This window comes from Saccharospirillum salsuginis (assembly GCF_014651855.1).
In the GTDB taxonomy this organism is placed as follows: domain Bacteria; phylum Pseudomonadota; class Gammaproteobacteria; order Pseudomonadales; family Natronospirillaceae; genus Saccharospirillum; species Saccharospirillum salsuginis.
The window spans coordinates 206,597-229,923 of record NZ_BMXR01000006.1; the positions used below are offsets into that span (position 1 = coordinate 206,597).

22 protein-coding genes are annotated in these 23,327 nt (G+C 58.4%); 12 read left to right on the top strand and 10 right to left on the bottom strand.

All coding sequences use genetic code 11. The features are described from left to right. Window positions 1-71: 71 nt before the first annotated feature. Together IE111_RS13315 and IE111_RS13320 are read left to right on the top strand one after the other, a co-directional pair. Window positions 72-680 carry a GNAT family N-acetyltransferase gene (locus tag IE111_RS13315; protein ID WP_189609474.1) on the top strand — a complete coding sequence of 203 codons (609 nt, stop codon included), beginning with the start codon at window positions 72-74 and terminating at the stop codon, window positions 678-680. Beyond that, window positions 677-1,555, top strand: coding sequence for a carbon-nitrogen hydrolase family protein (locus tag IE111_RS13320; protein WP_189609476.1), 879 nt, complete (start codon window positions 677-679; stop codon window positions 1,553-1,555). The genes IE111_RS13315 and IE111_RS13320 overlap by 4 nt, the downstream gene beginning before the upstream one ends. Here IE111_RS13320 and IE111_RS13325 read toward each other — a convergent pair. From IE111_RS13325 to IE111_RS13335, 3 genes are all read right to left on the bottom strand, one after another. After that, the gene (locus IE111_RS13325; RefSeq protein ID WP_189609478.1) at window positions 1,549-3,096 is read right to left on the bottom strand and encodes an EAL domain-containing protein; all 1,548 of its coding nucleotides are present in this window, start codon (window positions 3,094-3,096) and stop codon (window positions 1,549-1,551) included. The two genes, IE111_RS13320 and IE111_RS13325, sit on opposite strands and share 7 nt — an antisense overlap. A 146-nt stretch (window positions 3,097-3,242) precedes the next feature. After that, window positions 3,243-3,998: a hypothetical protein gene (locus tag IE111_RS13330; RefSeq protein ID WP_189609479.1), complete on the bottom strand. Its 756-nt coding sequence runs from the start codon at window positions 3,996-3,998 to the stop codon at window positions 3,243-3,245. Window positions 3,999-4,083: 85 nt separating this feature from the next. Further along, the gene (locus IE111_RS13335; protein WP_189609481.1) at window positions 4,084-5,517 is read right to left on the bottom strand and encodes a metallophosphoesterase family protein; all 1,434 of its coding nucleotides are present in this window, start codon (window positions 5,515-5,517) and stop codon (window positions 4,084-4,086) included. Between the two features lie 313 nt (window positions 5,518-5,830). On the opposite strand from IE111_RS13335, the gene IE111_RS13340 reads away from it, so the two are divergent. Then, entirely contained in the window at window positions 5,831-6,901 is a 1,071-nt protein-coding gene (locus IE111_RS13340; protein ID WP_189609489.1) for a TRAP transporter substrate-binding protein, read from the top strand. A gap of 9 nt (window positions 6,902-6,910) precedes the next feature. Further along, window positions 6,911-7,987 carry a TRAP transporter substrate-binding protein gene (locus IE111_RS13345; RefSeq protein WP_189609491.1) on the top strand — a complete coding sequence of 359 codons (1,077 nt, stop codon included), beginning with the start codon at window positions 6,911-6,913 and terminating at the stop codon, window positions 7,985-7,987. A gap of 8 nt (window positions 7,988-7,995) precedes the next feature. Here the strand turns inward: IE111_RS13345 and IE111_RS13350 are convergent, their stop codons facing one another. The 4 genes from IE111_RS13350 to IE111_RS13365 all read right to left on the bottom strand — a co-directional run bounded on the left by IE111_RS13350 (window position 7,996) and on the right by IE111_RS13365 (window position 12,538). Next, window positions 7,996-10,422 (bottom strand): ABC transporter permease, encoded by a 2,427-nt coding sequence (locus IE111_RS13350; RefSeq protein WP_189609493.1) that lies wholly within the window; start codon window positions 10,420-10,422, stop codon window positions 7,996-7,998. A 13-nt stretch (window positions 10,423-10,435) separates the two neighbouring features. Beyond that, window positions 10,436-11,119: an ABC transporter ATP-binding protein gene (locus tag IE111_RS13355; RefSeq protein WP_189609495.1), complete on the bottom strand. Its 684-nt coding sequence runs from the start codon at window positions 11,117-11,119 to the stop codon at window positions 10,436-10,438. Window positions 11,120-11,236: 117 nt separating this feature from the next. Beyond that, window positions 11,237-11,917, bottom strand: a complete 681-nt coding sequence (locus tag IE111_RS13360) for a DUF4386 family protein (RefSeq protein WP_189609498.1) — start codon at window positions 11,915-11,917, stop codon at window positions 11,237-11,239. Between the two features lie 9 nt (window positions 11,918-11,926). Then, complete coding sequence (locus tag IE111_RS13365; RefSeq protein WP_189609500.1) at window positions 11,927-12,538, bottom strand: START domain-containing protein; 612 nt, start codon at window positions 12,536-12,538, stop codon at window positions 11,927-11,929. A gap of 128 nt (window positions 12,539-12,666) precedes the next feature. Here IE111_RS13365 and IE111_RS13370 point away from each other — a divergent pair, with 128 nt between their 5' ends. Both IE111_RS13370 and IE111_RS13375 read left to right on the top strand, forming a co-directional pair. Next, window positions 12,667-14,127 carry a sigma-54-dependent transcriptional regulator gene (locus IE111_RS13370; protein ID WP_189609502.1) on the top strand — a complete coding sequence of 487 codons (1,461 nt, stop codon included), beginning with the start codon at window positions 12,667-12,669 and terminating at the stop codon, window positions 14,125-14,127. Further along, window positions 14,117-15,466, top strand: a complete 1,350-nt coding sequence (locus IE111_RS13375) for a sensor histidine kinase (protein WP_189609505.1) — start codon at window positions 14,117-14,119, stop codon at window positions 15,464-15,466. The genes IE111_RS13370 and IE111_RS13375 overlap by 11 nt, the downstream gene beginning before the upstream one ends. Here the strand turns inward: IE111_RS13375 and IE111_RS13380 are convergent. Further along, the gene (locus IE111_RS13380) at window positions 15,455-15,859 is read right to left on the bottom strand and encodes a VOC family protein (RefSeq protein WP_189609507.1); all 405 of its coding nucleotides are present in this window, start codon (window positions 15,857-15,859) and stop codon (window positions 15,455-15,457) included. The genes IE111_RS13375 and IE111_RS13380 overlap by 12 nt on opposite strands. A 345-nt stretch (window positions 15,860-16,204) precedes the next feature. On the opposite strand from IE111_RS13380, the gene IE111_RS13385 reads away from it, so the two are divergent. Both IE111_RS13385 and IE111_RS13390 read left to right on the top strand, forming a co-directional pair. Then, window positions 16,205-17,209, top strand: coding sequence for a YHYH protein (locus IE111_RS13385; RefSeq protein WP_189609510.1), 1,005 nt, complete (start codon window positions 16,205-16,207; stop codon window positions 17,207-17,209). Window positions 17,210-17,272: 63 nt separating this feature from the next. Next, entirely contained in the window at window positions 17,273-17,728 is a 456-nt protein-coding gene (locus tag IE111_RS13390; protein ID WP_189609511.1) for a hypothetical protein, read from the top strand. Window positions 17,729-17,779: 51 nt separating this feature from the next. On the opposite strand, the gene IE111_RS13395 is transcribed toward IE111_RS13390, so the two are convergent. Then, complete coding sequence (locus IE111_RS13395; RefSeq protein WP_189609514.1) at window positions 17,780-18,670, bottom strand: hypothetical protein; 891 nt, start codon at window positions 18,668-18,670, stop codon at window positions 17,780-17,782. 211 nt (window positions 18,671-18,881) lie between these two features. On the opposite strand from IE111_RS13395, the gene IE111_RS13400 reads away from it, so the two are divergent. The 4 genes from IE111_RS13400 (at window position 18,882) to IE111_RS13415 (ending at window position 22,794) form a co-directional block, all read left to right on the top strand. Continuing rightward, window positions 18,882-19,727, top strand: a complete 846-nt coding sequence (locus IE111_RS13400; RefSeq protein ID WP_189609516.1) for an AAA family ATPase — start codon at window positions 18,882-18,884, stop codon at window positions 19,725-19,727. Window positions 19,728-19,729: 2 nt separating this feature from the next. Next, complete coding sequence (locus IE111_RS13405) at window positions 19,730-20,911, top strand: vWA domain-containing protein (protein WP_189609527.1); 1,182 nt, start codon at window positions 19,730-19,732, stop codon at window positions 20,909-20,911. A gap of 42 nt (window positions 20,912-20,953) precedes the next feature. Further along, window positions 20,954-21,913 (top strand): threonine/serine dehydratase family protein, encoded by a 960-nt coding sequence (locus tag IE111_RS13410; RefSeq protein WP_189609529.1) that lies wholly within the window; start codon window positions 20,954-20,956, stop codon window positions 21,911-21,913. 107 nt (window positions 21,914-22,020) lie between these two features. Beyond that, window positions 22,021-22,794 (top strand): substrate-binding periplasmic protein, encoded by a 774-nt coding sequence (locus IE111_RS13415; RefSeq protein ID WP_189609531.1) that lies wholly within the window; start codon window positions 22,021-22,023, stop codon window positions 22,792-22,794. 100 nt (window positions 22,795-22,894) lie between these two features. Here the strand turns inward: IE111_RS13415 and IE111_RS13420 are convergent, their stop codons facing one another. Beyond that, entirely contained in the window at window positions 22,895-23,314 is a 420-nt protein-coding gene (locus IE111_RS13420; protein ID WP_189609537.1) for a gamma-glutamylcyclotransferase family protein, read from the bottom strand. Window positions 23,315-23,327: the final 13 nt, after the last annotated feature.

The following is a 23,327-nucleotide window of genomic DNA, read 5'->3' on the forward strand; positions in this document are numbered from 1 at the left end:
GTGTTCCGAACTGCACCGGAGTCGCACTGTGATAATCTCCCCGCTAAACGATGTTTTAGAGGGGGCGACCCATGGCAAACACCTCCCTGCGTACGGTTGTGGTCAAGGGCCCGGGCCTGGAGCCCTGGCTTCAGGCCGTCTCCGAGCTGCGTATCCGTGTCTTCCGGGACTTTCCCTACCTGTATGACGGCTCGCTGGACTACGAGCGCAACTACCTGCAGACCTATGTCGATTCCGACACGGCCCTCTGTGTGCTGGCGCTGGACGGCGACCGCGTCGTTGGCGCCTCCACCGGCCTGGCCATGGCGGACGAGACCGATGAATTCCGCCGGCCCCTGGACGAGGCCGGGCTGCACGTCGATTCGGTGTTCTACTGCGCCGAATCCGTCCTGTTGCCGGAATATCGTGGTCATGGCCTGTATCGCGCCTTTTTCGAGGCGCGGGAGGCTCACGCCCGGGCGCTTGGCAAGACAGTGAGCGTGTTTTGCGCGGTGAAGCGGCCGGACGATCATCCGCTCAAACCTCGTGACTATCAGCCGCTCGATCCGGTCTGGCGGCGCTTTGGCTATCGACCGGAAGCGCGGATTCAGGCTACCTTTCCCTGGAAAGACATCGATCAGCCGGTCGAGACCGACAAGCCGTTGATGTTTTATCGGAAGGTTCTGGAGGAAAACGCTTGAACACCACCCTGAAACTGGCCTGTGCCCAATACCCCATCGATTTCCTGAACAGCTGGGACGACTACGAAGCCAAGATCACAGCCTGGGTCAAGGACGCCTACCTTCAGGAAGCGCAATTCCTGATGTTTCCCGAATACTTCAGCATGGGGCTTGGCTCCCTGTTCGAGGCGGAGGTCTACGGCTCGCTGTCGGCGCAACTGGAGGCGTTGCAGGACCTGCACGAACCGTTTCTCGAGCTCTATACCCGATTGTCGGAACGTTTCAATATGCCGATTCTGGCCGGCACCTTTCCGGTTCGACTGGACAACGGTGAATACCGCAACCGCGCCTGGCTGTTCCGTCCGGACGGCACTCGGGACTATCAGGACAAGTTGCAGATGACCCGCTTCGAGACCGAGCAATGGCACATCAGCCCCGGAGAGGATATTCGTGTACTGGACACCGACTTCGGGCCGGTCGGCGTGGCCACCTGTTACGACAGCGAATTCCCGCTCATTGTCCGGCGCCAGGTGGAGCTGGGGGCGCGATTGATCCTGGTGCCGAGCTGCACCGACACCCAGGCCGGTTATAACCGGGTGCGAATCGGCTGTCAGGCCCGGGCGCTGGAAAACCAGTGTTATGTCGCCCAGTCACCGACCATTGGAGAGGCCCGCTGGTCTCCGGCCGTCGATGTGAACACCGGCCAGGCGGCGGTGTACACGCCCGTCGATCGCGGTTTTCCGGACGATGGCGTGTTGGAGCAAGGACCTGACGGCCAGACCGGCTGGATGATCGCCGAACTGGATTTCGAGGCTCTGGAGCGCGTCCGGCGCGAAGGGCAGGTGTTGAACCATCGGGATTGGGACACCCAGTTCAGGCTGATGCGCGATCAATGACCGGCCGACACCGGTGCGTTGCTCCCGGTTGAGCAGGCCACCACCCTGGCCAGGGCTTCGGCGTTCATCGGTTTGCCGAACCGCCAACCCTGGGCGAAGTGTACACCCAGTTGTACCAGTTCTTTTTCCTGCAGGGCGGTCTCGACCCCCTCGGCCACGATCTTGACGTCCAGTTCGCGGGCGATTTGCACCATGTAGGCGATGAAGGTCGACTTGATGCCGCCTTCTTCGATGTCGGAGACAAAGCTGCGGTCGATCTTGATCGTCTGGCAGTTCACCTGATGCAGTTTATCCAGATTGGAATAGCCGGTGCCGAAATCGTCGATGGCGACGTCGTAGCCGCTGTCGCCAAGCCAGGCGAGGGTGTTGCGCGCCGAGTTCGCGTCCAGGTGCTTGTCCTCGGTCACTTCCACCACCATACGGAACCGGGTTGATTTCAGCGGAAGAATGTAGGGCAGGTTTCGGGACAAATCCTCATAGAGATCCTGCGGAAAGAAATTGATGTTCACCCCAAAACCGTCCGGTAAATCGCGCTGCGTTTCCAGGTCGGTGAAGGCGTTGTAGATGACTTTTTCCGTGAACGGCCAGGTCAGATCCCGCCGTTCGATTTCGGGTATGAATTCGCCGGGCGTTAAGGGGCCGAGCGGGTCTTCGAAGCGGGCCAGTACTTCACAGCCGACGATGCCGCCGGTGTTCAAATCCACGATCGGTTGATACAGAAAATGGAAGCGGCCGCGTTCCAGCCCACGGCGCACCCGGTTACCCAGGCTGTTGTATTGGCGCAACCGCGAGTCGAGCAGCCAATAGGTTCCGGCGAACACGCCCAGAGTGGCCAGTAGCACCAGAGCGACCAGCCACCGATGCTCGTTGAGCATGCGCCAGTGATTGCTTTCGACGCCAATGCAATAGGGAATCACATCGCTGCAGTATTCGGCGTAGTGATGGTTGACCGTCACCGAGAAACGGCGGTCGTTTGGCAGCCCACGGTAGATGCCCGGTTGACCGACGATGGTTTCGGTCAAATTCTCCGAGCGGTAGACGGCTTGCCAGCGAATACCGGGCGGGAAATCCGTAGGCAGGGATTCCAGCAAAAAAACGGTATTGAAATGGCCTTTCTGGATAATGAAACCGCGTGCATTCGGCGACAGGGCCAGTGGTTCGTTGATCCAGATGTTATACCCGGTACTGGAAAGATAGTCCGGCTCGGTAATTGGCATGGGTTCCACGGACCGGCCCAGGGTGGTCGTGCACAATAGATGGCCGTTGTCGAGGTAGCCCGCGTCCTTGATGTATTCGTGCTGAAACAGGCGGGTGCGCAGGGCGGTGAGCATGGCGTCGGAACAGGCTGGAGCGTCGATACCCTCGGCGAAGTCGATGAACGATACAGCCTCGGCGGACCAGTGCGCACCGTGATCGATGACGGCGCGACCGCGTTCCCATTGGTGCTCGAGCGTGTCCCGCGAAAACTTGTAGGCCACCAGGCCGAGGAAGCACACGGACAGCAGCAGGCTAAGGGCGACAGCCAGCAATCGTAGAGGCATGAAACCGACTCCGACGTGGACGAAGCCGTGACCGGACGGAAGGGCGCCGGACCGGCGATCCGCTCCAATGTAGAGGATCGCCGCCGGCGTTACAAGGCGGACAGGGTTGTTACGGGGCGCGGGTCAAAGAGTTCGTTGCCCTCCTTTCAGTGCAACCTCAATGTCCGCCGGGAACGCACCTGCTCACCGTCCCCGAAGCCGGTGGCTTCGTATTCGCGTTCGTACGTGAGGGTTACCAGGCGTCCGTTGGCTATGGCGTATTCCGCCGATGTCGATTCGGTGTACTCGAACTTGATGACGACCATGAAACGGCCTTTGCTGAAGACCCGGGTTTCGGTCTTCAACGGTATGCCCTTGTCGGACACCCAAACTTCCATCCGGTAGTCGAATTCCTTGATGTAGTCTCGTTCCTCTTCGCTGACGGTACCCAGCCCCTTTTCAAACGTCAGTCGCCGAGCGGGTTCTCCGTTGTAGGTGACAACCTCTTCGCCGATCAAGGTGGATTCTTGCAGGTGGCGACTCAGTTCGCTGGCCGAATTCAGGTGTGTGCGCATTTCGATGGGGGTGACGTGGGCCAGGGTGTCGAGCGTCGGTGTGGTTGTATCGGGGTTCTGCGCCAGCGCCTGTTGTTCATCCTGCATTTGATTGAGCAAAATGTTGCCGTACAACACTTGAAAGCCGTCGGGGCCGTCCTTGAGTGTCAGTGTGGTGGCGCCCTGGGTTTCCGGCCCGTCTCCGGATGTCTGCCACAATTCGGTGGTGAGCTCGGCGGTCAGCTGTTGCTTGCTGTCCAGTTCATTCAGCGTGTTCATCAGGTCCGTCGTGACATCGGCGGTGACGTGAGAGGCGACCAGCAGGGTCGAGAAAAGAAAGAGGCCGGTTGGCTTCAGTGGCGGAGGCATTTTCGATTCCTTTCCGGGTGATTGAAACGGTATTGTCCGACGGATTCGGCGGTCCCGGACAGTGCCTCTGGTCACGACAGCGCTGTCAGGAGAGTTTCCAATGCGTATTGGTCCAGTTGAATGACTGTGGGCTGGTGTTCCGGTCCGGATTGCGAACCGGCCAGCCCTGCACCGTGAGGTGCAGTCCATTGTCCCGGTGAAACGACAGCGTCTGGAAGTGTTCCCGGGTACGGTCTTTCCAGTAGCGTTGCAGAAAGCGTCGACGTTCTGTGGGCACGATCTGGACCGGTTCGAACCGCACGGGATGATCGTCGCCCAGGGCCGGCATGTGAATGGGATGGTCCGGGGCGGTTTTTAACGCCACAAACGAAGCCGGTCCGTTCACATTGGACAATGGGGAGGCGATCACCTGAATCAGTTGCCGGCCTTTGCGGTTGCGGGCCTGTGCGACACGGCCGTAGTGGGCATCACCGGAAGCGATGACCAGGTCGTGCTCGGCGTCCAGAATGGCCTGGCACAGTGCCTGGTACTGTTCGGCGTAGTTGGCCATTTTGCGGTTGTTCAGACCGCCCGGCGGTTCGGTCAGGGGCTGGGTCAGAACAATAACGCCGGGCCGGGTCAGATTGCGGATCCAGTCCAGGGCCTGTTCCAGCACGCTGTCCCGGAACAACCGGTCCCGGCTCCTGCCCAGGCGGGCATCCAGGGCCATGATGCTGAGATCGGAGCCGATATCCCGTGTCCGGATGTCTCGCCCACTCTGTATGCGTTCAATCGCTTCCAGCGCTGTCTTTTCCCAGCGCGATTTGAATTGTCCGAAGTGAAACCGCAGCAGTTGCGGATTGGTCCAGGAGAGATCGGGGTAGTCGTTCCAGAGTTCGTGGTCGTCGGACATCATCCAGGTCGCTCCCCGGCTCAGAACCGGGTGCAGGGATCGCCAGTGGCGTTCGTAACACTCGAGAATGTGTCGCCGGATTCCCGGTTCGCCCCAAGCCAATAACGGGCCCCAGCCAACATCGAGATAAACCTGATCGCCCGCGAGTACGGTCAGATCCGGATTGGGGAGGTCGGGGTCGTTCCACAAAGCCTGGAAGGTTCGCGCGACCTGGTTGTCGTCGCCGCGTTGGTGATAACAGCTACCGACCATCAGCGTGAAGGGGTCGTCCGCACCGCCGATACGTTCGGGCAGGGTTTTGAATTCGCATTGACCACACTGCTGGAGCGTGTGAACCGGATGGTCCAGGAATAACTCGCCGTAATAGCGGGTGCCTGGTTGGAGTTGGTCCAGTTGGATGGTCTGGTAATAGCGATCCTCTGACTTTGAAACCGGAGGGGTCCACTCCGGATAGACCGGTATCTCTTGCCAGGGCTGCCCCTCAGCCCGGAAACGAAATCGACCGGGCCCGGGGTTGAAGGATGTGTTCGACAGAGTACCCAGCCACAAGGTGGCGCAGGTGTCGGACACATCGCTGACGACGGTCAACCAGTCTCGGTTCGTACGAAGCGGTGGCTTTGCGTTCATGATCGGTCCCTGTCGGTTGGCGATTCACCCCCGGATTGATCCCTCGGGCGTCGATGGCGAGTCCAAACGGACAACTTTACGAAAATAACCCCAGGATATCCAGAAATGCGGGGATGTACGGCCAGTACAGCCTGTGGTTTCTTGGAAGCTGAACCGAGGCAACCACCCGGCCGCATTGACTCATACTAAAGTTGTATGGCCCCTAACTCGCAACCGCCAGCTCACTGGGGTAAAAGTGACGGGTGGCTCAGACCGAATACCCGGCTCTCAGCTACGAACCTACCCAAAAAAAGACAACAATCACGGGGGTGGTATGGCTCAACGTCTGCGCCGAGTCCTGGTGGCCCTGGGCGCTTCTATCCTGATCTCGACTTCGGTATTGGCTGAAACACCCGAATACCGTTACCGGTTAATCCAATCCTGGTCGTCGGACTTTCCTATTTTCGCCGATGCAACCAAACGGTTCGCGTCCCTCGTGAAGTCCTTGTCCGGCGGACGGATGACGGTCGAGATCGTTGGTACCGAAACTCATGGCGACGCCTTTGGCGTCTTTGATGCGGTACAAAGCGGTGACTACGAGCTCGGTCATTCCGCGTCGTACTATTGGAAAGATCGGGATCCCAATTTTCTGTTTTTCACCACCATGCCGTTCGGCATGTTGCCCGTCGAGCAGTACGCCTGGTTTTATCACGGTGGCGGCCAGGCACTAATGAACGAAGCTTATGAGTCCTATGGATTGTTGTCCTATCCCGGTGGCAATACCGGGAGTCAGATGGGAGGTTGGTTTCAGAAGCGCATCCGGTCGCAAGAGTCGTTGCGGGGACTGAGAATGCGCATCCCCGGTTTTGCCGGTGAATTGATGAGCGACCTCGGTGTGGATACCGTCAACGTGCCGGCAGGCGACATGTCGGACGCCTTCAAACGGGGTGATCTGGATGCTGCGGAATGGGTCGGGCCGTCTCTGGATTTCGATCTCGATTTGCACCTGGTCGCCCCGTTTTACTACACCGGCTGGCACGAACCGGCGACGGAATTGCAGTTTCTGGTCAATCGCGACGCCATGCGGCGTTTGCCGGAGGACCTGCAGTTGATTATGGAAACCGCCATGCGGCTGGCCGCTTATGATATGTATGTCCAATCCATTCATGTCAGTGCCGAACAATGGACGGAGATGCGCCAGAAATTTCCGGTCATTCGCGTGAAAGACTTCCCGGACGATGTGCTTGAAGCCTTGCGGGTGTCTAACGAGCGGGCGCTGGAACGTTTCGCCGGGTTGTCTCCATTGACTCGCCGAATTGTCGAGTCACAGGCGTCCTACATGCGCGACGCCCGGGAATGGACATTGATTTCGGATTACAGCTATCTGGAATCCATCGGACGTTAGGAGGGATCTATGAAAGCTATTATCACAGTGGCGCTGGTATGGGTGGGAGCCTTGTCCCCCGCCTGGTCCGAGTCCGACACCATCCAGCTGACGCTGGCCGAAAGTTGGGGAGAGGGCGCGCCGGTGTTTGGAGAGACGACGCGTCGGTTTGCCACCTTGGTGGAACAGCTGTCGGGTGGTCGGCTCTCGGTTCAGGTCGATTCCGCCAATGTCCACGGTCAGCCGCTCGGAATCTTCGATCTGGTTAAGCGGGGCGAATACGACCTGGGTCATTCCGCGTCCTACTACTGGAAAGACAGCGTACCCAATACCCTGTATTTCAGCACCATGCCGTTCGGCATGATGGCTGTGGAACGTTACGCCTGGTTCTATCAGGGCGAGGGCATGGCCTTGATGGATGAGGTTTACCAGCCGCATAACCTGTATTCCTTCCCAGGGGGAAATACCGGCGTGCAAATGGGCGGCTGGTTCCGGTCCGAAATTCGCACCCTGGAGGATTTGCAGGGGCTGAGAATGCGTGTGCCCGGCTTCGCGGGTGAAGTGCTGTCCGAAGTCGGCGTTGAAACCGTCAACCTGCCCAGCACGGAACTGTTCGATGCCCTGAAATCCGGTGAGCTGGATGCTCTTGAATGGGTGGGCCCGTCGCTCGATCTGGACATGGAGTTTCACAGCGTTGCCCCCTATTACTACACCGGCTGGCATGAACCGGGAACGGAACTGCAGTTCCTGGCCAACCGGGACACTTTCGATCGTCTTCCCGAGGATCTGCAAAACGTCTTGACCATCGCCATGCGCACGGTCGCCTACGACATGTGGATTCTGAGCCACCATCGCAGCGCTGTGAACTGGCAGCAAATGGAACGCGAATATCCGAACATTCAAGTCCGCAGTTTTCCGCCGGAGGTGATGAACGCCTTGCGTGACGCCAATCGTCGACTGTTGGCTGAACGGGCCGAACAGGACCCGCTGGCCGAACGCATCATCCACAGTCTGGCGGACTACCAGAAGGGCACCCGGAGGTGGATTGATATTTCCGAACGCGCCTACCTGGGCAACATGGACGCCCAGGGCAACCGAATCGAGTGAGTGGGTTATTATTCGTATCGCAGTGAATCGATCGGTGTGGCGCGAGCCAGCCGGTGGGTATAAGCCGCAATGGTCAACCAGGCCAGCGATATGACAATCATCGACGCGAGGCCGATGATCGGAAGCAGGGCGCTGACCGGGTCCGGAAAAAAGTCGAGGTAGATAGTGGAGGCGCCATATGCCAGCGGCGTTGCCACCAACACCGAAGCAACGATCGGGCGGGAAAACTGCCACAGCATCATCTGAACGATCTGACCGGTGCTCGCCCCCAGTACCTTGCGTACACCAATTTCACGGGTACGCCGTTGCGCCATCAGGGCAACCAGACCGAACAACCCGGTCAATGAGAGACCCAGTGCGATCATTGAGAACACGGAAAACACCCATTGAATACCGCGCGGAATTTTGTAGAACCAGTTGAAGTACTCCTCGAGAAAAAGGGCGTTTATCGGTACATCGTCAATGATTTGAGTCCAGGTGGTTCGGATCGTCTCCAGCCGTTCCGGCGATGCCCCCCGGGTCAATAGGATGGAGGCATAATGGAATCTGTCTTGTCCGGGATAAAAGGCCATCGCGGAGCGTTCCGAATAACTGCCGTTGAACTGTTGTTCCGCGATGATACCGACCACCATCGCTTCAAGCGTTTCCGTGTCGCTGTCGGGCGGCCGTGCCTGGAATCGAACGCCAATGGCGTTTTCGGCGTCGGTGAAGCCCAGTTGCCGGGCGGCTTGCGGATTGATCACGGCCTCGAGCGTACCCGAGTTATTCGTTGCCTCGAAGGGACGACCCGCCAGCATGGGTATGCCATAGGCCGCTAAAAACTGGTCGTCCACAGCGATCATGTCCAGTACGAAGGACGCGGTATCGGAACCGGGCGCCGCCCGTGCCTCGCGCAGCCGCCCGGTTTCCGACAATCGCGTGGGATTGAAGGGATACCCGTTGGATAACGTGACGGCTTCAACGCCGTCCAACCCGGCCAGGGCATCAACCAGTTCGGCCCGTCTGGCATGCACCGAGGGATGCTCGAGTTGATCCAGGATCAGCATGCGGGACATCGGAAATACCCGGCTTTGACTCAGGATGTTCTGGTTCTGGGCGATGATGATCATCACCATGGCCAACATGAAGATGGCCACGGTAAATTGCAGACCGACCAGCAAGGTGCGAAATAACCGCCCGCCACCGCCGTGTTCCGGGGCATAGCCCAAGGCATCGATCGGATGCGGTCGGGAGATGACCCAGGCCGGATAAGCCCCGGCGACCAAGGCGACCAACACGGTCGTGATCAGAACCCAGGGGATGTGAAGGCCGTAATTCAACGTCAGGGCTTTGCCGGTCCAGTGGTTGAAGGCGGGCAAAACGACTTCGATGCAGGCCGTGGCCAAGAGCATCGCCAGCGCCACCATTAACAGACTCTCGACCAGGAACTGAGCCAACAGTTGCCGTCGGCTTGCCCCCAATACCTTGCGTAAACCCACTTCCCGGCGGCGGCCCAGGTTAAGTGCCGTGGCCAGGTTGGCGTAATTGACGCAGGCAACGACCAATACCAGCAGCCCAAGCAGTTGCACGGTCTCCAGCACGGGCAACTCCATGGCCTGCCATACCAGATTGTGTGCATTGATTAATGGGTTCGCGTTCAGTCCCTGCACCACGGCTTGCTCATCGGTCGGGGCATGCTCGCGATAAACGCGGTTGATCCGTTCATTCAACCAGGCCCGATCCCGGCCGGGAGCCACCTTGATGTAGGTGGCGTTGTTTTCGAATTCATCGGTCCAGCGACCGGCTTGGGGAAATCCGGTCGTCGCATTGAGCGCGGCGATGGGGGCCAGCGCGGTTAATTCATAGTGATCGCGCAAATCAGAATTGAAATGGGTGTTGACCGGGGCGTCTTCGATGACCGCGGAGACCGTGAGGGTGACGGTGTGGTTCAGTCGAACGGGTTCGTGCAAAACGTCGACCCGGCCGAACAAGGCCATGGCCGTGGATCGGGTCAGGATCAACGCATCGGGACTGTCCAGGGACGATCCGGAACCCGCCAGATAGTCGAATGAAAAGATACGGGTGAACGCGGGGTCGACGAACCGGATGCTTTGATATTGATGGCGTCCCGCAGCGGTCAGAATGGGGCGTCGGTGGACCGCCCGGGCCACCGCGTCAAGCCCCTCGATGTGTCGCTCGAACAGGGGGCCATAGGCCGTTCGGATGTCGGGGTATTCGCTGATGGGTTCGTTGGCCTCAAAGGTGAAGCGGCTGCCGATCAGATAGATGCGGTCGTAATCGGTAAAGTTTTGGTCGTGTGTACGCTCGTAGTGCACCAGCAGCGACGAAAACAGAAATACCATCAAGCCCAATGCCAGCCCGAACACATTCAGCATCGCGAACAGGCGGTGTTTGAGCAGTGTTCGCAACGCAAGGATCAGGTAGCTGGTCAGCATGGTTGTCGATGGCTCACGAGGCGAGCCGCACGTTGTCGAGCACGATGCGACCGTCGAAGAGGTTGACGGTACGGTGGGCGTGGTCCGCGTTGTGGGCGTCATGCGTGACCATGACAACCGTGGTTCCGGCCTGGTTCAATCCACTGAGAATGTCCATGATGTGTTGCCCTTGCTGACTGTCGAGATTACCCGTGGGTTCGTCCGCGAGGATCAGCGACGGTTCACCGACGATGGCTCGGGCCACGGCGACACGCTGCTGCTGACCGCCGGACAGTTGGGCCGGATAGTGTCGGGCGCGATGGGCAATGCCGACTTGATCCATCACATCGGCAACGCGACGACGTCGTTCTTTCGACGCGACTTTGCGGTAGAGCAAGGCCAGCTCGATGTTTTCCTCAATGGTCAGCTCATTAATCAGATTGAAGTTCTGAAACACAAAACCGATGTGTTGTTTACGCCATTCACTGCGACGGGCTTCCTTCCAGTGTCCGATGTCCCTGTCATGCCACCGATACCGGCCGCGAGTGGGGCTATCCAGTAACCCCAGCACATTGAGCAGTGTCGATTTACCACAACCGGACGGCCCCATCACCGCCACAAACTCCCCTTCGTTGATACTGAGGTTCACGGCGTCGAGGGCGATGGTTTCGACCATGGGGCCCTGATAATAACGAGCGATGTCGGTCAATGTCAGCATGATGGGATCCTGGCAAGCGCACTGGCGTCTGTTCCGTGTTGTACACACAGGGTGAAAACACCGTCCACATAGTAGGGGAGCCGTTGGCGGATGCCAAACGGCCGTTGAATCCCGACCTCAGGCGGAGGCCCAATGCGCCTGTTCGCGGTGCCGCAACAGGCTGATGCCGCACCCTATGAACCAGGCGATCAGGCCAAGACCGAATATCGGCCCGGCGACTGGTTGCAGTGGCGGGACCACCGTCAGTAACCCCGACGCTCCGAATACCATACCGGCCAGGTTCAGCCCCGGATGGAACAGCCGGGCGCGCTGCGCAGCCAGACTGATAAGCAGGACCCAGACGCCACCGGCAATCTCGTTGCCGCCCCCCAGGCTGCTCTCCACCAGTTTGGTCACCTGCCAGATCTGACCGGCACGATCCGGGTTGGCCAGGTGCAGTTCGGCGACCATACCCATGCCAATGTTGGCGGTCATACCGGTCGCGAGAATCAACCCGGACCAGATCAGCCCAAAGGTGGTGGCCACTTGTGACAGCATGGGCGTGGACGCTTTGAGTCGATCGTGCAGGCCGAGCGACAACACCACCAGGGCGAATCCGAAAAGGATGTAGATGATCAGGTTCCAGATATACAGCAGGCCTTGGTTGTCGACCATGAACGCGGCTTTCTGCTGAACCGGTGTTGAGCTGTCGAGATAGCCGGCCGGCATCAAGACCGTGGTGTAGAGCGCGAAGCCAATGATGAACGTCAGCGCTTCGATCAGTGCGGCGAATCCCGCATAGGGTGTGCGTGTTGTCATGATGAAGCCTCACATAGCCAGGTGTGCTTTCAGGTTGATCAGGGTGTCGTAGGGAAGGTCGGGTACACCCATGTTCACCATCGAGTTCGGCAATCCGCCCCCGGGGAGGAGGTGGACGCGGTAGGTGATCTCAACATCGCCGCGGTCCAGCGGCGTGAAGCGCCAGAATCCGGCATAGCGTTCCATCCGGACACAGCACCCGCGATCGGCGGAATCCTTGCGATCTTCAAACGTCACGATCACACCGCCGTTGTCGACATCGCGTTCGATTCGAAATTCGAGGACATAATCACGATCCTTGAACGGAAAGGTATTCTTGATGCGGCGGTACATGGCGAATTCCGTATCGCTGCGACGATCGACGACTTCGGCGGTCGCGCAGCTGGGTATCCAGTGCGGACACTGAGCGGCGTCGGAGACGGCGGCGACGAGTTGATCGATCGGGGCTTTGATCCGTGTGGTGCCCCGCACCTCGATCACGTCGTAACCGGGCACGGTCCGGGTGAAGACCTGAATGTCGTCCTCTTCGCGATCCAGCTCCCAGCGCTCGGTCGCCGCGACAGCCTGGCTGATCAGCAGGCAGCCGAACACGATCCCGATTCCATAAACCAGTGATTTCATGGTGTTCTCCGTTGTTGGCATGAGTTGTGAAGTACGACTTGCCAAGGGCATGCCAACCGCTAACGTCTTGATATGGCGGGGGTTTCGAGGGAAGCGTGTAAGGCGGTGTCCGAATTCGAACACCCGGTATGTTCGAAAGCGGACAGGCGCTGTACGATAATGAACAGACCCACGGAGAGCCTGCATTGGATTCAGACAAACGCATTCTGGTCGTCGACGACGACGAAGACATACTGGTCGCCGCCAAACTGTTGTTGAAACGGCATTTTGGCGACGTGGTCCTGTGTAATCGTCCGGACGCGATTCCCCGTCGTCTGGCCGACCACGAATTCGACGCCATTCTGCTCGATATGAACTTCTCGCCCGGCGACAGCAGTGGCGAGCAAGGTTTTGTCTGGCTTAAACAGATTCTGGAACAGGACCCGGATGCGGTCGTGGTGATGATTACCGCACACGGCGGTGTGGATGTCGCCGTCGAGGCCATGAAGCATGGCGCCACCGACTTCATCACCAAGCCGTGGCAAAACGAGAAAGTTATTGCCACGCTCTCGGCCGCGACTCAGTTGCACCGAAGCCGCTCGGAAGCCACGCGCCTTCAGCGCAGCAACGAGGCGTTGGCTCAGGCCTCGGCAACCACCTCCGACCCTTTGTTGGGTGACTCGCCGGCCATGGCCCGGGTTCATTCGATGATTCGACGCGCCGCACCGACCGACGCCAGCGTTCTGGTTCTGGGCGAGAACGGAACCGGTAAGGAATTGGTCGCGCGGGCCTTGCACCGGCACAGTCATCGGTCGAGCCAGGTGTTTATGTCCGTCGATCTGGGTGCGGTGTCGGAAAGCCTGTTCGAGTCGGAATTGTTCGGTCACCGCAAAGGCGCGTTTACCGGAGCCGATAAGGACCGGGTGGGTCGTTTGGTCGCGGCCAACGGCGGTACCCTGTTTCTCGATGAAATCGGCAATATTCCGCTGCACCTGCAGGCGAAGCTGCTGACTGTATTGGAACAGCGACAGGTCACCCCGCTCGGCAGCAATCAGCCCGTGAACATTGATGTTCGAGTCGTCGCGGCGACGAATGTGCCGCGCGAGCAATTGCTGGATGAGACTGTCTTTCGGCAAGATCTGTTGTTTCGGTTGAACACGGTGGAAATAGAGGTGCCGCCTCTGCGTCAACGGTCCGAGGATATACCGGACATCGCGCGTCACTACGTCGGGTTTTACGCCCGTAAATACCGAAAACCCGATAAATCGTTTACCGCTGACGCCCTCTGTTCAATCCAGGCCTACCATTGGCCAGGCAACGTGCGTGCCTTGCGACATGCCATCGAACGAGCGGTCATTCTGTCGGAAGGCGAGATGATCGACTCGGGGGATCTGCAATTGCCGGCCAACCACGATCCGGTTCACCTGGCCGCAACCCCGCATGCCCAACCCTCAGCGGAGGTTGTCGAAGATCTGCATCTGGAACGCATGGAACAGCGACTGGTCGAAACTGCCTTGCGTCGGCACGGGTTCAATATCAGCAAAGCTGCCAAAGATCTCGGCCTGACTCGGGCCGCCTTGTATCGGCGGATGGAAAAATATGGCCTTTAGTCGATTCTCGATCCGTGTGTTTATCCGCGCATTGTTGATGGCAGCCACGGTGACCGGTTTGGGGATGGCCCTGTTGACTCCGGGGTATTACGCCGTAACCGGATTGCTTGTACTGGTCATTGCCGGGCAATTGATCGAACTGAACCACTTTGTCGGCCGAACCCATACCGACCTGATGCATTTCCTGGAAGCATTGCGCAGTGGTGATTTCAGCCAACGGTATCTGGACAATGACCGGGGCTTCGCACCCTTGGCCCGTCAATTCCGATCGGTCCTGGCCACCATCGAAGACAATCGTACGGAGCAGGAGTCGCGACTGCGTTACATGACGGCACTTACGGAGCAATCGCCGGTACCCTTGATATCCGTACTCGGGGATGGCCAGGTCCGTCTGCACAATCTGGCCGCGCGTCGGTTATTCGGACAGGGTGCGATCAACCACCTGGATGACTTAATCGCCTACGGCGCGGAATTCCACGATGCCGTCAACACGCTGGAGCCCGGCCAACGACGGCTGGTTCGTTTCAATGACGACGGTGTGGAACGCCAACTCGCTATCCTGGCCTCACGCATCGTATCCGGTGATCGGGTGGAAACTCTGGTCAGTTTGCAGGATATCCAGGGAGAGCTTGATGCCAACCAGCTGCAGACTTGGCACGAACTGGTGCGGGTGTTGACGCATGAAATCATGAACAGTTTGACACCGGTGGCCTCGTTGGCCAAAACCGCGTCCGAACTGATGTCGGATCTTCGCCAGTCGGGTCAGGCACCGCCAGAGGCGGCGGAATCCGATTTCGAGGACGCCTGCCAGGCCGTCGACACTGTGGCACGTCGCGCCGATGGCATGATGCAATTCATTCAGAGCTACCGCACGCTGACGCAATTGCCTAAGCCGCGCCAAAAAACGATCCGTGTGTCGGAACTCTTTAAGCGGGTTCACGCCCTGCTGGCCCATGCCGGTTTGTCCGATGCATTGTCGTTTACCACCTGCATTGAACCGGACACCCTGCAACTGACCGTCGACCCGGACCTGCTCGAACAGGTGCTGATTAACTTGCTGACCAATGCTGCCCAAGCCACTGAACACTTAACTGACCCGGAGGTCCGGTTAAGTGCGGCGGTGACTCATCGGGGCCGGGTGGTATTGGCGGTCGACGACAATGGCCCCGGCATACCTGATGCCATCACCGACCGCATCTTTGTTCCCTTCTTCACCACTAAACGGGGTGGCTCCGGTGTCGGCCTGGCCTTGGCCCGTCAAATCATGATTGCGCATGGCGGGCGCTTGAGTGTCAGCCAGTCCAACCTGGGCGGTGCCCGGTTCACGCTATTCTTTTAGTGTCTCGGGCGAGAAGTACGGGATCGGCGACGACACGTCAATGAGCGTTCCCTCCGGTGCTCTGAGCACCAGGCGTCGCTGCCCATAAAACGTATTCTCCGGTTTACTGACGACCTCGGCTCCCACACGTTTAGCATCGTCAAACACCACGTCGGCATCGTCCACCACCAAAGTGGCATAAAACCCCTGTGAACCCGCTATGGCTCCTGGCGGCAGCCCATCACTGGTGTCGCTGATCAGTCCCAGCTCGAACGAGTGCTCCTTTGACTTCAGGTGAACAAACCAGTCGCTGTCGAAGTCGACCTCGAAGTCAAACAAGGTGGTGTAGAACGTTTTGCTGGCGTCAAGGTCATTTGAAATCAGGTTGAGCAGCAGACGGTTAAGTGTCTTCATCGGGCGTTTCCTTTTGGGTTTGAAGTCAGAGTCGAATGTGACGTCAGACATCCTCTTTGTTGTTGGTTGAATCGTCCTTACGCGAACAATGTGCAGTGAATGTGGAGTCTAGATGGAGATGATCGATCTGAAAAAGGATTTACCGCTTCTTCTGAAAATCGCTTGTACCGAATACCGGGTGTAACAGGCAAGTGCCTGTTTTCAATCAATCGCGTTGTTTTCTCTCCGCTTTCGAGTGATTTACTCCGGGTTGTCGAAGTTTGTCGTGTGGGTGTTGGTAGCATTCCGGCCGGTCCGCGACGTTGCGGATAGCATTGACACAGTCTGTTTGAAACCGGAGGAATAATGATGAAGACACAGCTGCAAGGGTTGGGTGTTCTGGCGCTGATCGGGTGCCTGCCTTTATCCACCCTGGCGCACGAGGGGCATGACGATTCAGAAGGGCATTCTGTTTTGGAGCTCTACAAAGAAGAGAACCTGGTGAAGCCGATCGACATTGTGGAATGCGATCTGGCCGATGGCTCGGTGGGTGAATGCTATCGAGTACACGTCCAAAGCACGCCCTTGGATGATGGGCCCTATTGCCCTGAGTCTCTGGATGAGACTGGCGGAATCTTCATCTATGATGGCGAGACCCGTTCCGGACTTCGGGTGATGAACCGCGCCTTTTTTGAAGACATGGAAGCCGACGGATACGACATCATCGATGAAGAAGGACAGCTACGAACGATTGATCTGTCACTGAGTCGCGGAGATAAAACGCCACCGGAAGCCGCACCGTCCAAAGGGCACTGTGTGGAAGTCGTCACCGATCGTTCTTTGACACTCACCTACACCATCCCCGTTAACCCAACGATTGCGGAAGATGTCCGGGCCATGGACGACGCCTCGGATATCGTCGGACTGTCTTTCAACGGCCTACCCATCAATGGACAACCGCCGACCGTATCCGGCGGCGTTGATGGCCGGGGTACAGGCGCAGGCAATGTACCGGCTCTCGATGCCTGTGGCGGTCACATCAATGAAGGTTTTTATCACAATCACATCTTTGCCGAGACCATCAACTCCAAGTACGACCGTCACGGTATCGATGAAGTGGAGTGCACCGCTGTACCGCAGATTGAAGACAATGAGCTGATCGGACTGGCGATGGACGGCTATCCGATATACGGGCGCGAAGCCGACAGTGGTGGTCGCCCGACTGAACTGGACGCCTGCAATGGTCACGTATCCGCGACAGCCGAATATCCGGATGGCATCTATCACTACCATGCCAAATACGATGACATTGTCGACATCCCGGATTGTTTATCGGGAACTCTGGCGGACCGACCGTTGGAGGTTCAGTAAACCATGTGGCGGCGGAGGGTTCGAACGAGCTTACAATGCCTGTTGGGGGTAGTGCTGATGTGTATGGCTCAGGCGTTTGCACACAACAGCAGCCTCACCTTTTATAGCATTAAACCCGAGGATCATGGGTGGGCGCTGACGGTGAATCTTGCCCAGGCCAGTGTCGACAGCAGTTTGTCGCGTGAGGTAGGCGAAACACGATGGCAGTCGGCCGATGGTGAGAAGCAGTCGGAGTGGCTGGCCCGTTATGTAGCCGAGACGACAACCTTGACGATCGATGGGCATCGACAGGAGCTGGGGGAGCCTGACGTGCACATGGGGAGTCATGAAACACAGGTGCGCTTTGCATTACCCGACTGGCCCGAGTCCTCGCATCAACTGGAGGTGTATATTCCGGGGTTTTCCAATCACCCCAATCATCATAATGTGGTGTATTGGTCGACCGGGCGGGGTACGGTGAAAGCGGTACTGTCGGAACGGAATGACTATCGCGCGGTGGTCAACACGACGATGGAATGAAAAACGACGAGGTTAAACCGGGCGTCCGTTTTTGCCCGGTTATACCCACCCTCAAATCGGAAGGGGTGACAGGCCCGGTGTGTTCCTGGCGGCTTCCCACCGTTTTTCCAACTCGGAGACAAAGGTTTTGTCTCCCCCTTGCTCGGGAGACAGCCAGACATCAAACTCATAGCCTTCGAGGGTCGTGATGGTGATAATGGTGTCCTCGAGTATTCCATCCGACCAATGAACGCGGTAGTCCTCGATGTTTTCAAGAAAGGCGTAAGCCATTAGTAGTTCATCGCTGTTGGTATCCGGCCAATAAGAGACCACACAGCAATCGGACAGGAACTGCCCATCTTCTTTGATGGATAGCAGTCCGGTCGAGTAGAAATACACAATGGTTTCATCCGGTTCCAGAACGCCTTGTTCCTGAAGCAGTTCAACCTGATGGGGCCAAAGCTGATCACCGGAGATGACCACGCTGGACGGTGTCAGATTTAAGGCGCTCAGACCGGTAACGATCGCGAGTGGACCGGTCAATAAGGTCGCGGGAATGCCCCATTTCAGGCTATGCGATCGAGGGACAGGATGAGCGTATGCGTTCTTTCTCAGCACAATGACAGCCGGCAGCAACGGCAGGAACGAGAGACTGGAAATCAACCAGTAGGGATCCGGCTGGCGCCAGAGCATATTGAGTACGAAGTAGACCACCGCCAACAGGGCGCAGGCGGCTTCTCGCGGTAACCACCGGCTGGGGTGGTGAATGGCGATGTCCTTGAGCAGCGCGTAACACCATATCGGCAGGAACAGGGCTCTCCAGAACGGCCGAATGGCCGAGGCGTCCCGTTCTTTGACGTAACACCAGTATCGATAGCCCCAGTACAGTTCGTAGATGCCCATCGTCAGCACGGATAGGGTCACAAACCAGAGTGGGGAAACGGTCAGATAGGATTTTTTCACAGCGTGGGCTCCCTGGGGTTCGGTTCCTGGCCGGCGCCGGGCCGGAACGGCCTAGGGTACCGGGAAGGCCGGCGTATTCCCATCCCGATCAACAATTCACCTTGGGGCAGGGGGATTGGTTACCTCTCCTCATCATGCCGGGTTCTGTGGTTGTCATGTTGATATGGCGCCGTACACTAGCGGCATCTCATTGGTTCAATCAGGTCTACACATGAGCAACTTTAACGGTTCCGAACGCTACATCGCTGGCGAGTCCCTGCAGTTGGCGGTCAACGCGGCCATGACGCTGGAGCGCCCGCTGTTGGTCAAGGGTGAGCCCGGCACCGGCAAGACCATGCTGGCCGAGGAAATTGCCGCGGGCCTGGGAATGCCGCTGTTGCAGTGGCACATCAAATCCAGCACGCGTGCCCAGCAGGGTCTGTACGAATACGATGCCGTTTCCCGGCTGCGCGACAGCCAGTTGGGGGATGACCGGGTGCACGACATTCGCAACTACATCAAGCCCGGCAAATTGTGGGAAGCCTTCGTCAGCGAACAGCGTGCGGTACTGTTGATCGACGAGATCGACAAGGCCGACATCGAGTTCCCGAACGATCTTCTGGTCGAACTGGACCGGATGGAATTCCACGTCTACGAAACCGGCGAGACCATCCGCGCCAAACAGCGGCCGGTGGTGATCATCACGTCGAACAACGAGAAAGAATTGCCCGACGCTTTTCTGCGGCGCTGTTTCTTTCACTACATTCAGTTCCCGGACGCTGAAACACTGCAAGCCATTGTCGATGTCCACTTCCCGAGCATCGAGGCCCGGCTGGTCAGCGACGCCTTGCAGGTTTTCTTTCAGGTACGCGAAGTGCCGGGTCTGAAAAAGCCGCCGTCGACCTCGGAATTGATCGACTGGCTCAAGTTGCTGGTCAGCGACCGACTGGCCGCCGAAGCCTTGAAAGGCGGCACGATCCGCGATGCCTTGCCGCCCCTGTACGGCGCGCTTCTGAAGAATGAGCAGGACGTGCAATTGCTGGAACGACTCGCCTTCATGAGCCGCCGGGATCGCTGAGCATGTTGATTCGCTTCTTCACCACGCTTCGCCAGCACGGCGTTAAGGTGACAACCAAGGAATTGCTGACCCTGCACGAAGCCTTGGAATCGCGACTGGCGCAATTCGATATGGACGCCTTCTATCAGATCGCGCGGCTGTGCATGGTGAAGGATGAAACCCAGTTCGACCGCTTCGACCAGGCCTTCGCCCACTTCTATGAAGGGCTGGAAGCCATGCCCAACCCGATGGGTGGCGAATTGCCGGACGACTGGTTGCGCCTGGAACTGGAGCGACACTTCAGCGAGGAAGAGAAAGCCGCGATCGAGGCCATGGGCGGCATCGAAGCCCTGATGAAAGCATTGGAAGAGCGCCTGCAGGAGCAACAGGAGCGCCACCAGGGGGGCAACCGCTGGATCGGCACCGGCGGCACCAGTCCGTTCGGGCATGGCGGCTACAACCCTGAGGGTGTACGCATTGGTGGACCCGGCGGCCAGCGCCGGGCGGTGAAAGTCTGGGAAAAACGTCAGTACCGCAATCTCGACGACAATGTCGAACTCGGCACCCGCAACATCAAGATGGCGCTGCGCAAATTGCGCCGCTTCGCCCGCACCGGTGCGCACGAAGAATTGAATATGGACGATACCATCCGCTTCACGGCCCGTAATGCCGGCTTGCTCGACATCCGCACGCAACCGGAACGTCACAACGCCGTCAAGGTGCTGGTGTTCTTCGACGTCGGTGGTTCGATGGACGAGCACGTTCAGGTCTGCGAAGCGTTGTTTTCAGCCTGCCGCAGCGAATTCAAGCACCTGGAACACTATTACTTCCATAATTTTGTCTACGACCATCTGTGGCGGGACAACAGCCTGCGCTACCAGCAGACCATCCCGCTTGAGGAGGTATTGCGCACCTACGGGATGGACTACAAAGTCATTTTTGTCGGCGACGCGTCCATGGCGCCTTATGAGATAGCGGCCGCCTACGGCAGCATCGATTTCATGAACCCCGAGCCGGGTGCGGCCTGGTTCGACCGCATCAAACAGCACTTCGACCGTATGGTGTGGCTGAACCCGGTCCCCGAACAGTACTGGCCCTACACCCAGAGCATCGGCATGGTGCGCCAATTGATCGATGACCGGATGTTTCCGTTGACGGTGGAAGGGCTCGATAAAGCGATAGGTTGCCTGCAGGGGAAGAGCTGATAGGCTGAATGGCATCCACTGAAATGGAGGCCATGCCCCGCTATGGAACCACTCCCCGATCTCAATACCGTTCGTCACGCGGAAGCCCGCATCCGCGACCGCGTTCTGGAAACCCCGCTCATCCCGTCGCCGGACCTTGAGCGTGAGGTGGGACAGCCGTTGTGGCTGAAACTAGAGAGCGTGCAGCGGACCGGCAGTTTCAAGGCGCGCGGTGCCCTGAACTGGATGTTGACTGCGAGCGATGAGGAACTGGAAAACGGCTTGGTGACGGTGTCGGCTGGCAACCATGCCCTGGCACTGGCTTGGGCGGCGTCGGAGCGTAGCGTGCCGGTGACGGTGGTGATGCCGGAAGGCTCCAGCCCGTTGAAAGTCGAGGGTGCCCGCGCGCTGGGCGCGGACGTAATCGTCCAGGGCGCGATTCATGAGGCGGTGGCACACTGTTTCCATCTGCGTGATGAGCGCGGATTGACCCTGGTGCACCCTTACAACGACCCGCGCATTATGGCCGGTCAGGGTACGGTGGGGGTGGAACTGCATCGCCAGCAACCGATGATTCGTCGAGTGCTCTGTCCGATCGGAGGTGGTGGCTTGATTTCCGGTCTTGGCCTGGTGCTGAAAGCGCTGAACCCTGACCTGGAGTTGATCGGCGTGGAGCCCGTCGGCGCGGCGACGATGTGGAACGCTTGGCAGCACAACGACCCCAAGGCCAGCCTGGATAAAGTCGACACCTGGGCGGCCAGTCTGGCGCCGGCTGTGGTGGGCGACAACACCTACCGGGCCAGCCGTCAGACGGTTGATCGCATTGTCACGATCGACGAGGAGTCCATTCGCAAGGCTATGTACTTGTTGCTTACCCGAGGGCACCTCTATGCGGAGCCCGGCGCCAGCGTCGGACTCGCAGCCTTGCTGTCGGGTGCCGTTGCGGTAGATCCGGAGACGCCGACAGCGTTGATCATCTCCGGTGGCAACCTGGATCCGGATCAGGTGAGCCGGTGTTGTTGAAGCGGCACAATCGGGATTCGCTGCTATAGTGAAGTGAGCCGACGGATCGGGATGGTCAGTTCAGGGTCCGAACGTTGGTTCAGCTTGCTGTTCGATAGGCACACCCTATGATTCGTAGCCTCGCTTCTTGTGTCCTTCTGTTTTCTCTTATTTGTCAGCCCGCCCTGGCCAGTGTCGATGACTGCCCCGTCATCCATGGCCTCGGTGCCTATGACTGGGAACCGATCTCTTATTACGACAGCAATAATACCTGGCAAGGGGTTATGCCGGCCGTTTTGCGCGAAGTCGGCCGGGAACTGGGGTTTCGGTTAAACGATGACGAAAAGTTGCCGTGGAAGCGGGCGTTGTTAGCGACCGAGGCCGGTACGATGGATGTATTGGGTGGCGCCTATTTCACCGAAGAACGGGCCCGGCAGTTTTATTATTCCACCGCCGTCACGGCCGAGCGCATACGGGTGTTTACCCGCTCGACGGATGCCGAAGTGACCAGCCTGGCGCAGTTGTCGAATCGTCAAGGCGTCCGACCGGCCGGTGGCAGTTACGGCGATGAAATGGATGCGCTGTTGGATCAGTTGGGCGTGATCGAGATCCGCACCGGAGAACAAATGCTACAAATGGTCAGTGTGGATCGGGCCGACTATGGGGTACTGGCCGAATTCGATGGTTTGGCAACGCGCCGGGTAACCCGGTTGGATGACGACATCGTGATGGCGCCACTGATATTGGATGAATTGGAGGTGTATTACCTGTTCTCCCGTCGTTCCTCATGCGCCGACTGGCTGCCGGCGATTGATCAGGTCATCGATCGGATGCGGGAAGAAGGCGTTCTGGACGCCCTTCATGAACGAGAAGTCTACCGTTTGCTGGATAAACTGGACTAGTGTTTCATGTGCACCCGTCGGTAACGATTTGCTTCGCCAGAATGCGCCATTTATTGCTTTTCCTGTGCTTCCCGGCTGTTCTCTTTTTACGCCTAAACCACTAGCGTCTGAATCGGCTCGTGCCAGGTACCGAATCCCAGCCAGACCACTCACCCGCATCAATCCGGGGTTTTCCCTGTACCGACTGATTGTATAAATAGACCCAGGCCAACCCGAATCGGGTCTCGATGGTCTCTCGCCAATAGAGTGAGGCGTTGGGGGCATTCGGGCGGTACCCTTCGAACCGGTCGAGCACGACAAGCCGGGGTTTGGGAACGGCATAGACTTCCACGACGACACCGCGTGACGGTTCCGGCCGGGCACCGGGATAAGGGCCGAGGTCGTAGAGGGCGAGCGTGGTCAATTCGTCCTCGCCGAGGAATCGGGCCGGTTTGAGCACCTCGTGGTTGTGTTCGCCTGCTTTGAGCGAGCCGTAGATCACGACCCGGTGTTTACCGTCGGGTGTTGTGGGGTCTGACATAAATCACCGCGTG

Excerpts from the sequence above, each read along its gene's own strand:
- IE111_RS13315 (WP_189609474.1), top strand. The coding sequence starts at position 72 with ATGGCAAACACCTCCCTGCGTACGGTTGTGGTCAAGGGCCCGGGCCTG.
- IE111_RS13325 (WP_189609478.1), bottom strand. The coding sequence starts at position 3,096 with ATGCCTCTACGATTGCTGGCTGTCGCCCTTAGCCTGCTGCTGTCCGTG.
- IE111_RS13330 (WP_189609479.1), bottom strand. The coding sequence starts at position 3,998 with ATGCCTCCGCCACTGAAGCCAACCGGCCTCTTTCTTTTCTCGACCCTG.
- IE111_RS13335 (WP_189609481.1), bottom strand. The coding sequence starts at position 5,517 with ATGAACGCAAAGCCACCGCTTCGTACGAACCGAGACTGGTTGACCGTC.
- IE111_RS13340 (WP_189609489.1), top strand. The coding sequence starts at position 5,831 with ATGGCTCAACGTCTGCGCCGAGTCCTGGTGGCCCTGGGCGCTTCTATC.
- IE111_RS13345 (WP_189609491.1), top strand. The coding sequence starts at position 6,911 with ATGAAAGCTATTATCACAGTGGCGCTGGTATGGGTGGGAGCCTTGTCC.
- IE111_RS13350 (WP_189609493.1), bottom strand. The coding sequence starts at position 10,422 with ATGCTGACCAGCTACCTGATCCTTGCGTTGCGAACACTGCTCAAACAC.
- IE111_RS13355 (WP_189609495.1), bottom strand. The coding sequence starts at position 11,119 with ATGCTGACATTGACCGACATCGCTCGTTATTATCAGGGCCCCATGGTC.
- IE111_RS13360 (WP_189609498.1), bottom strand. The coding sequence starts at position 11,917 with ATGACAACACGCACACCCTATGCGGGATTCGCCGCACTGATCGAAGCG.
- IE111_RS13365 (WP_189609500.1), bottom strand. The coding sequence starts at position 12,538 with ATGAAATCACTGGTTTATGGAATCGGGATCGTGTTCGGCTGCCTGCTG.
- IE111_RS13370 (WP_189609502.1), top strand. The coding sequence starts at position 12,667 with ATGTTCGAAAGCGGACAGGCGCTGTACGATAATGAACAGACCCACGGA.
- IE111_RS13375 (WP_189609505.1), top strand. The coding sequence starts at position 14,117 with ATGGCCTTTAGTCGATTCTCGATCCGTGTGTTTATCCGCGCATTGTTG.
- IE111_RS13380 (WP_189609507.1), bottom strand. The coding sequence starts at position 15,859 with ATGAAGACACTTAACCGTCTGCTGCTCAACCTGATTTCAAATGACCTT.
- IE111_RS13385 (WP_189609510.1), top strand. The coding sequence starts at position 16,205 with ATGATGAAGACACAGCTGCAAGGGTTGGGTGTTCTGGCGCTGATCGGG.
- IE111_RS13390 (WP_189609511.1), top strand. The coding sequence starts at position 17,273 with ATGGCTCAGGCGTTTGCACACAACAGCAGCCTCACCTTTTATAGCATT.
- IE111_RS13400 (WP_189609516.1), top strand. The coding sequence starts at position 18,882 with ATGAGCAACTTTAACGGTTCCGAACGCTACATCGCTGGCGAGTCCCTG.
- IE111_RS13405 (WP_189609527.1), top strand. The coding sequence starts at position 19,730 with ATGTTGATTCGCTTCTTCACCACGCTTCGCCAGCACGGCGTTAAGGTG.
- IE111_RS13410 (WP_189609529.1), top strand. The coding sequence starts at position 20,954 with ATGGAACCACTCCCCGATCTCAATACCGTTCGTCACGCGGAAGCCCGC.
- IE111_RS13415 (WP_189609531.1), top strand. The coding sequence starts at position 22,021 with ATGATTCGTAGCCTCGCTTCTTGTGTCCTTCTGTTTTCTCTTATTTGT.
- IE111_RS13420 (WP_189609537.1), bottom strand. The coding sequence starts at position 23,314 with ATGTCAGACCCCACAACACCCGACGGTAAACACCGGGTCGTGATCTAC.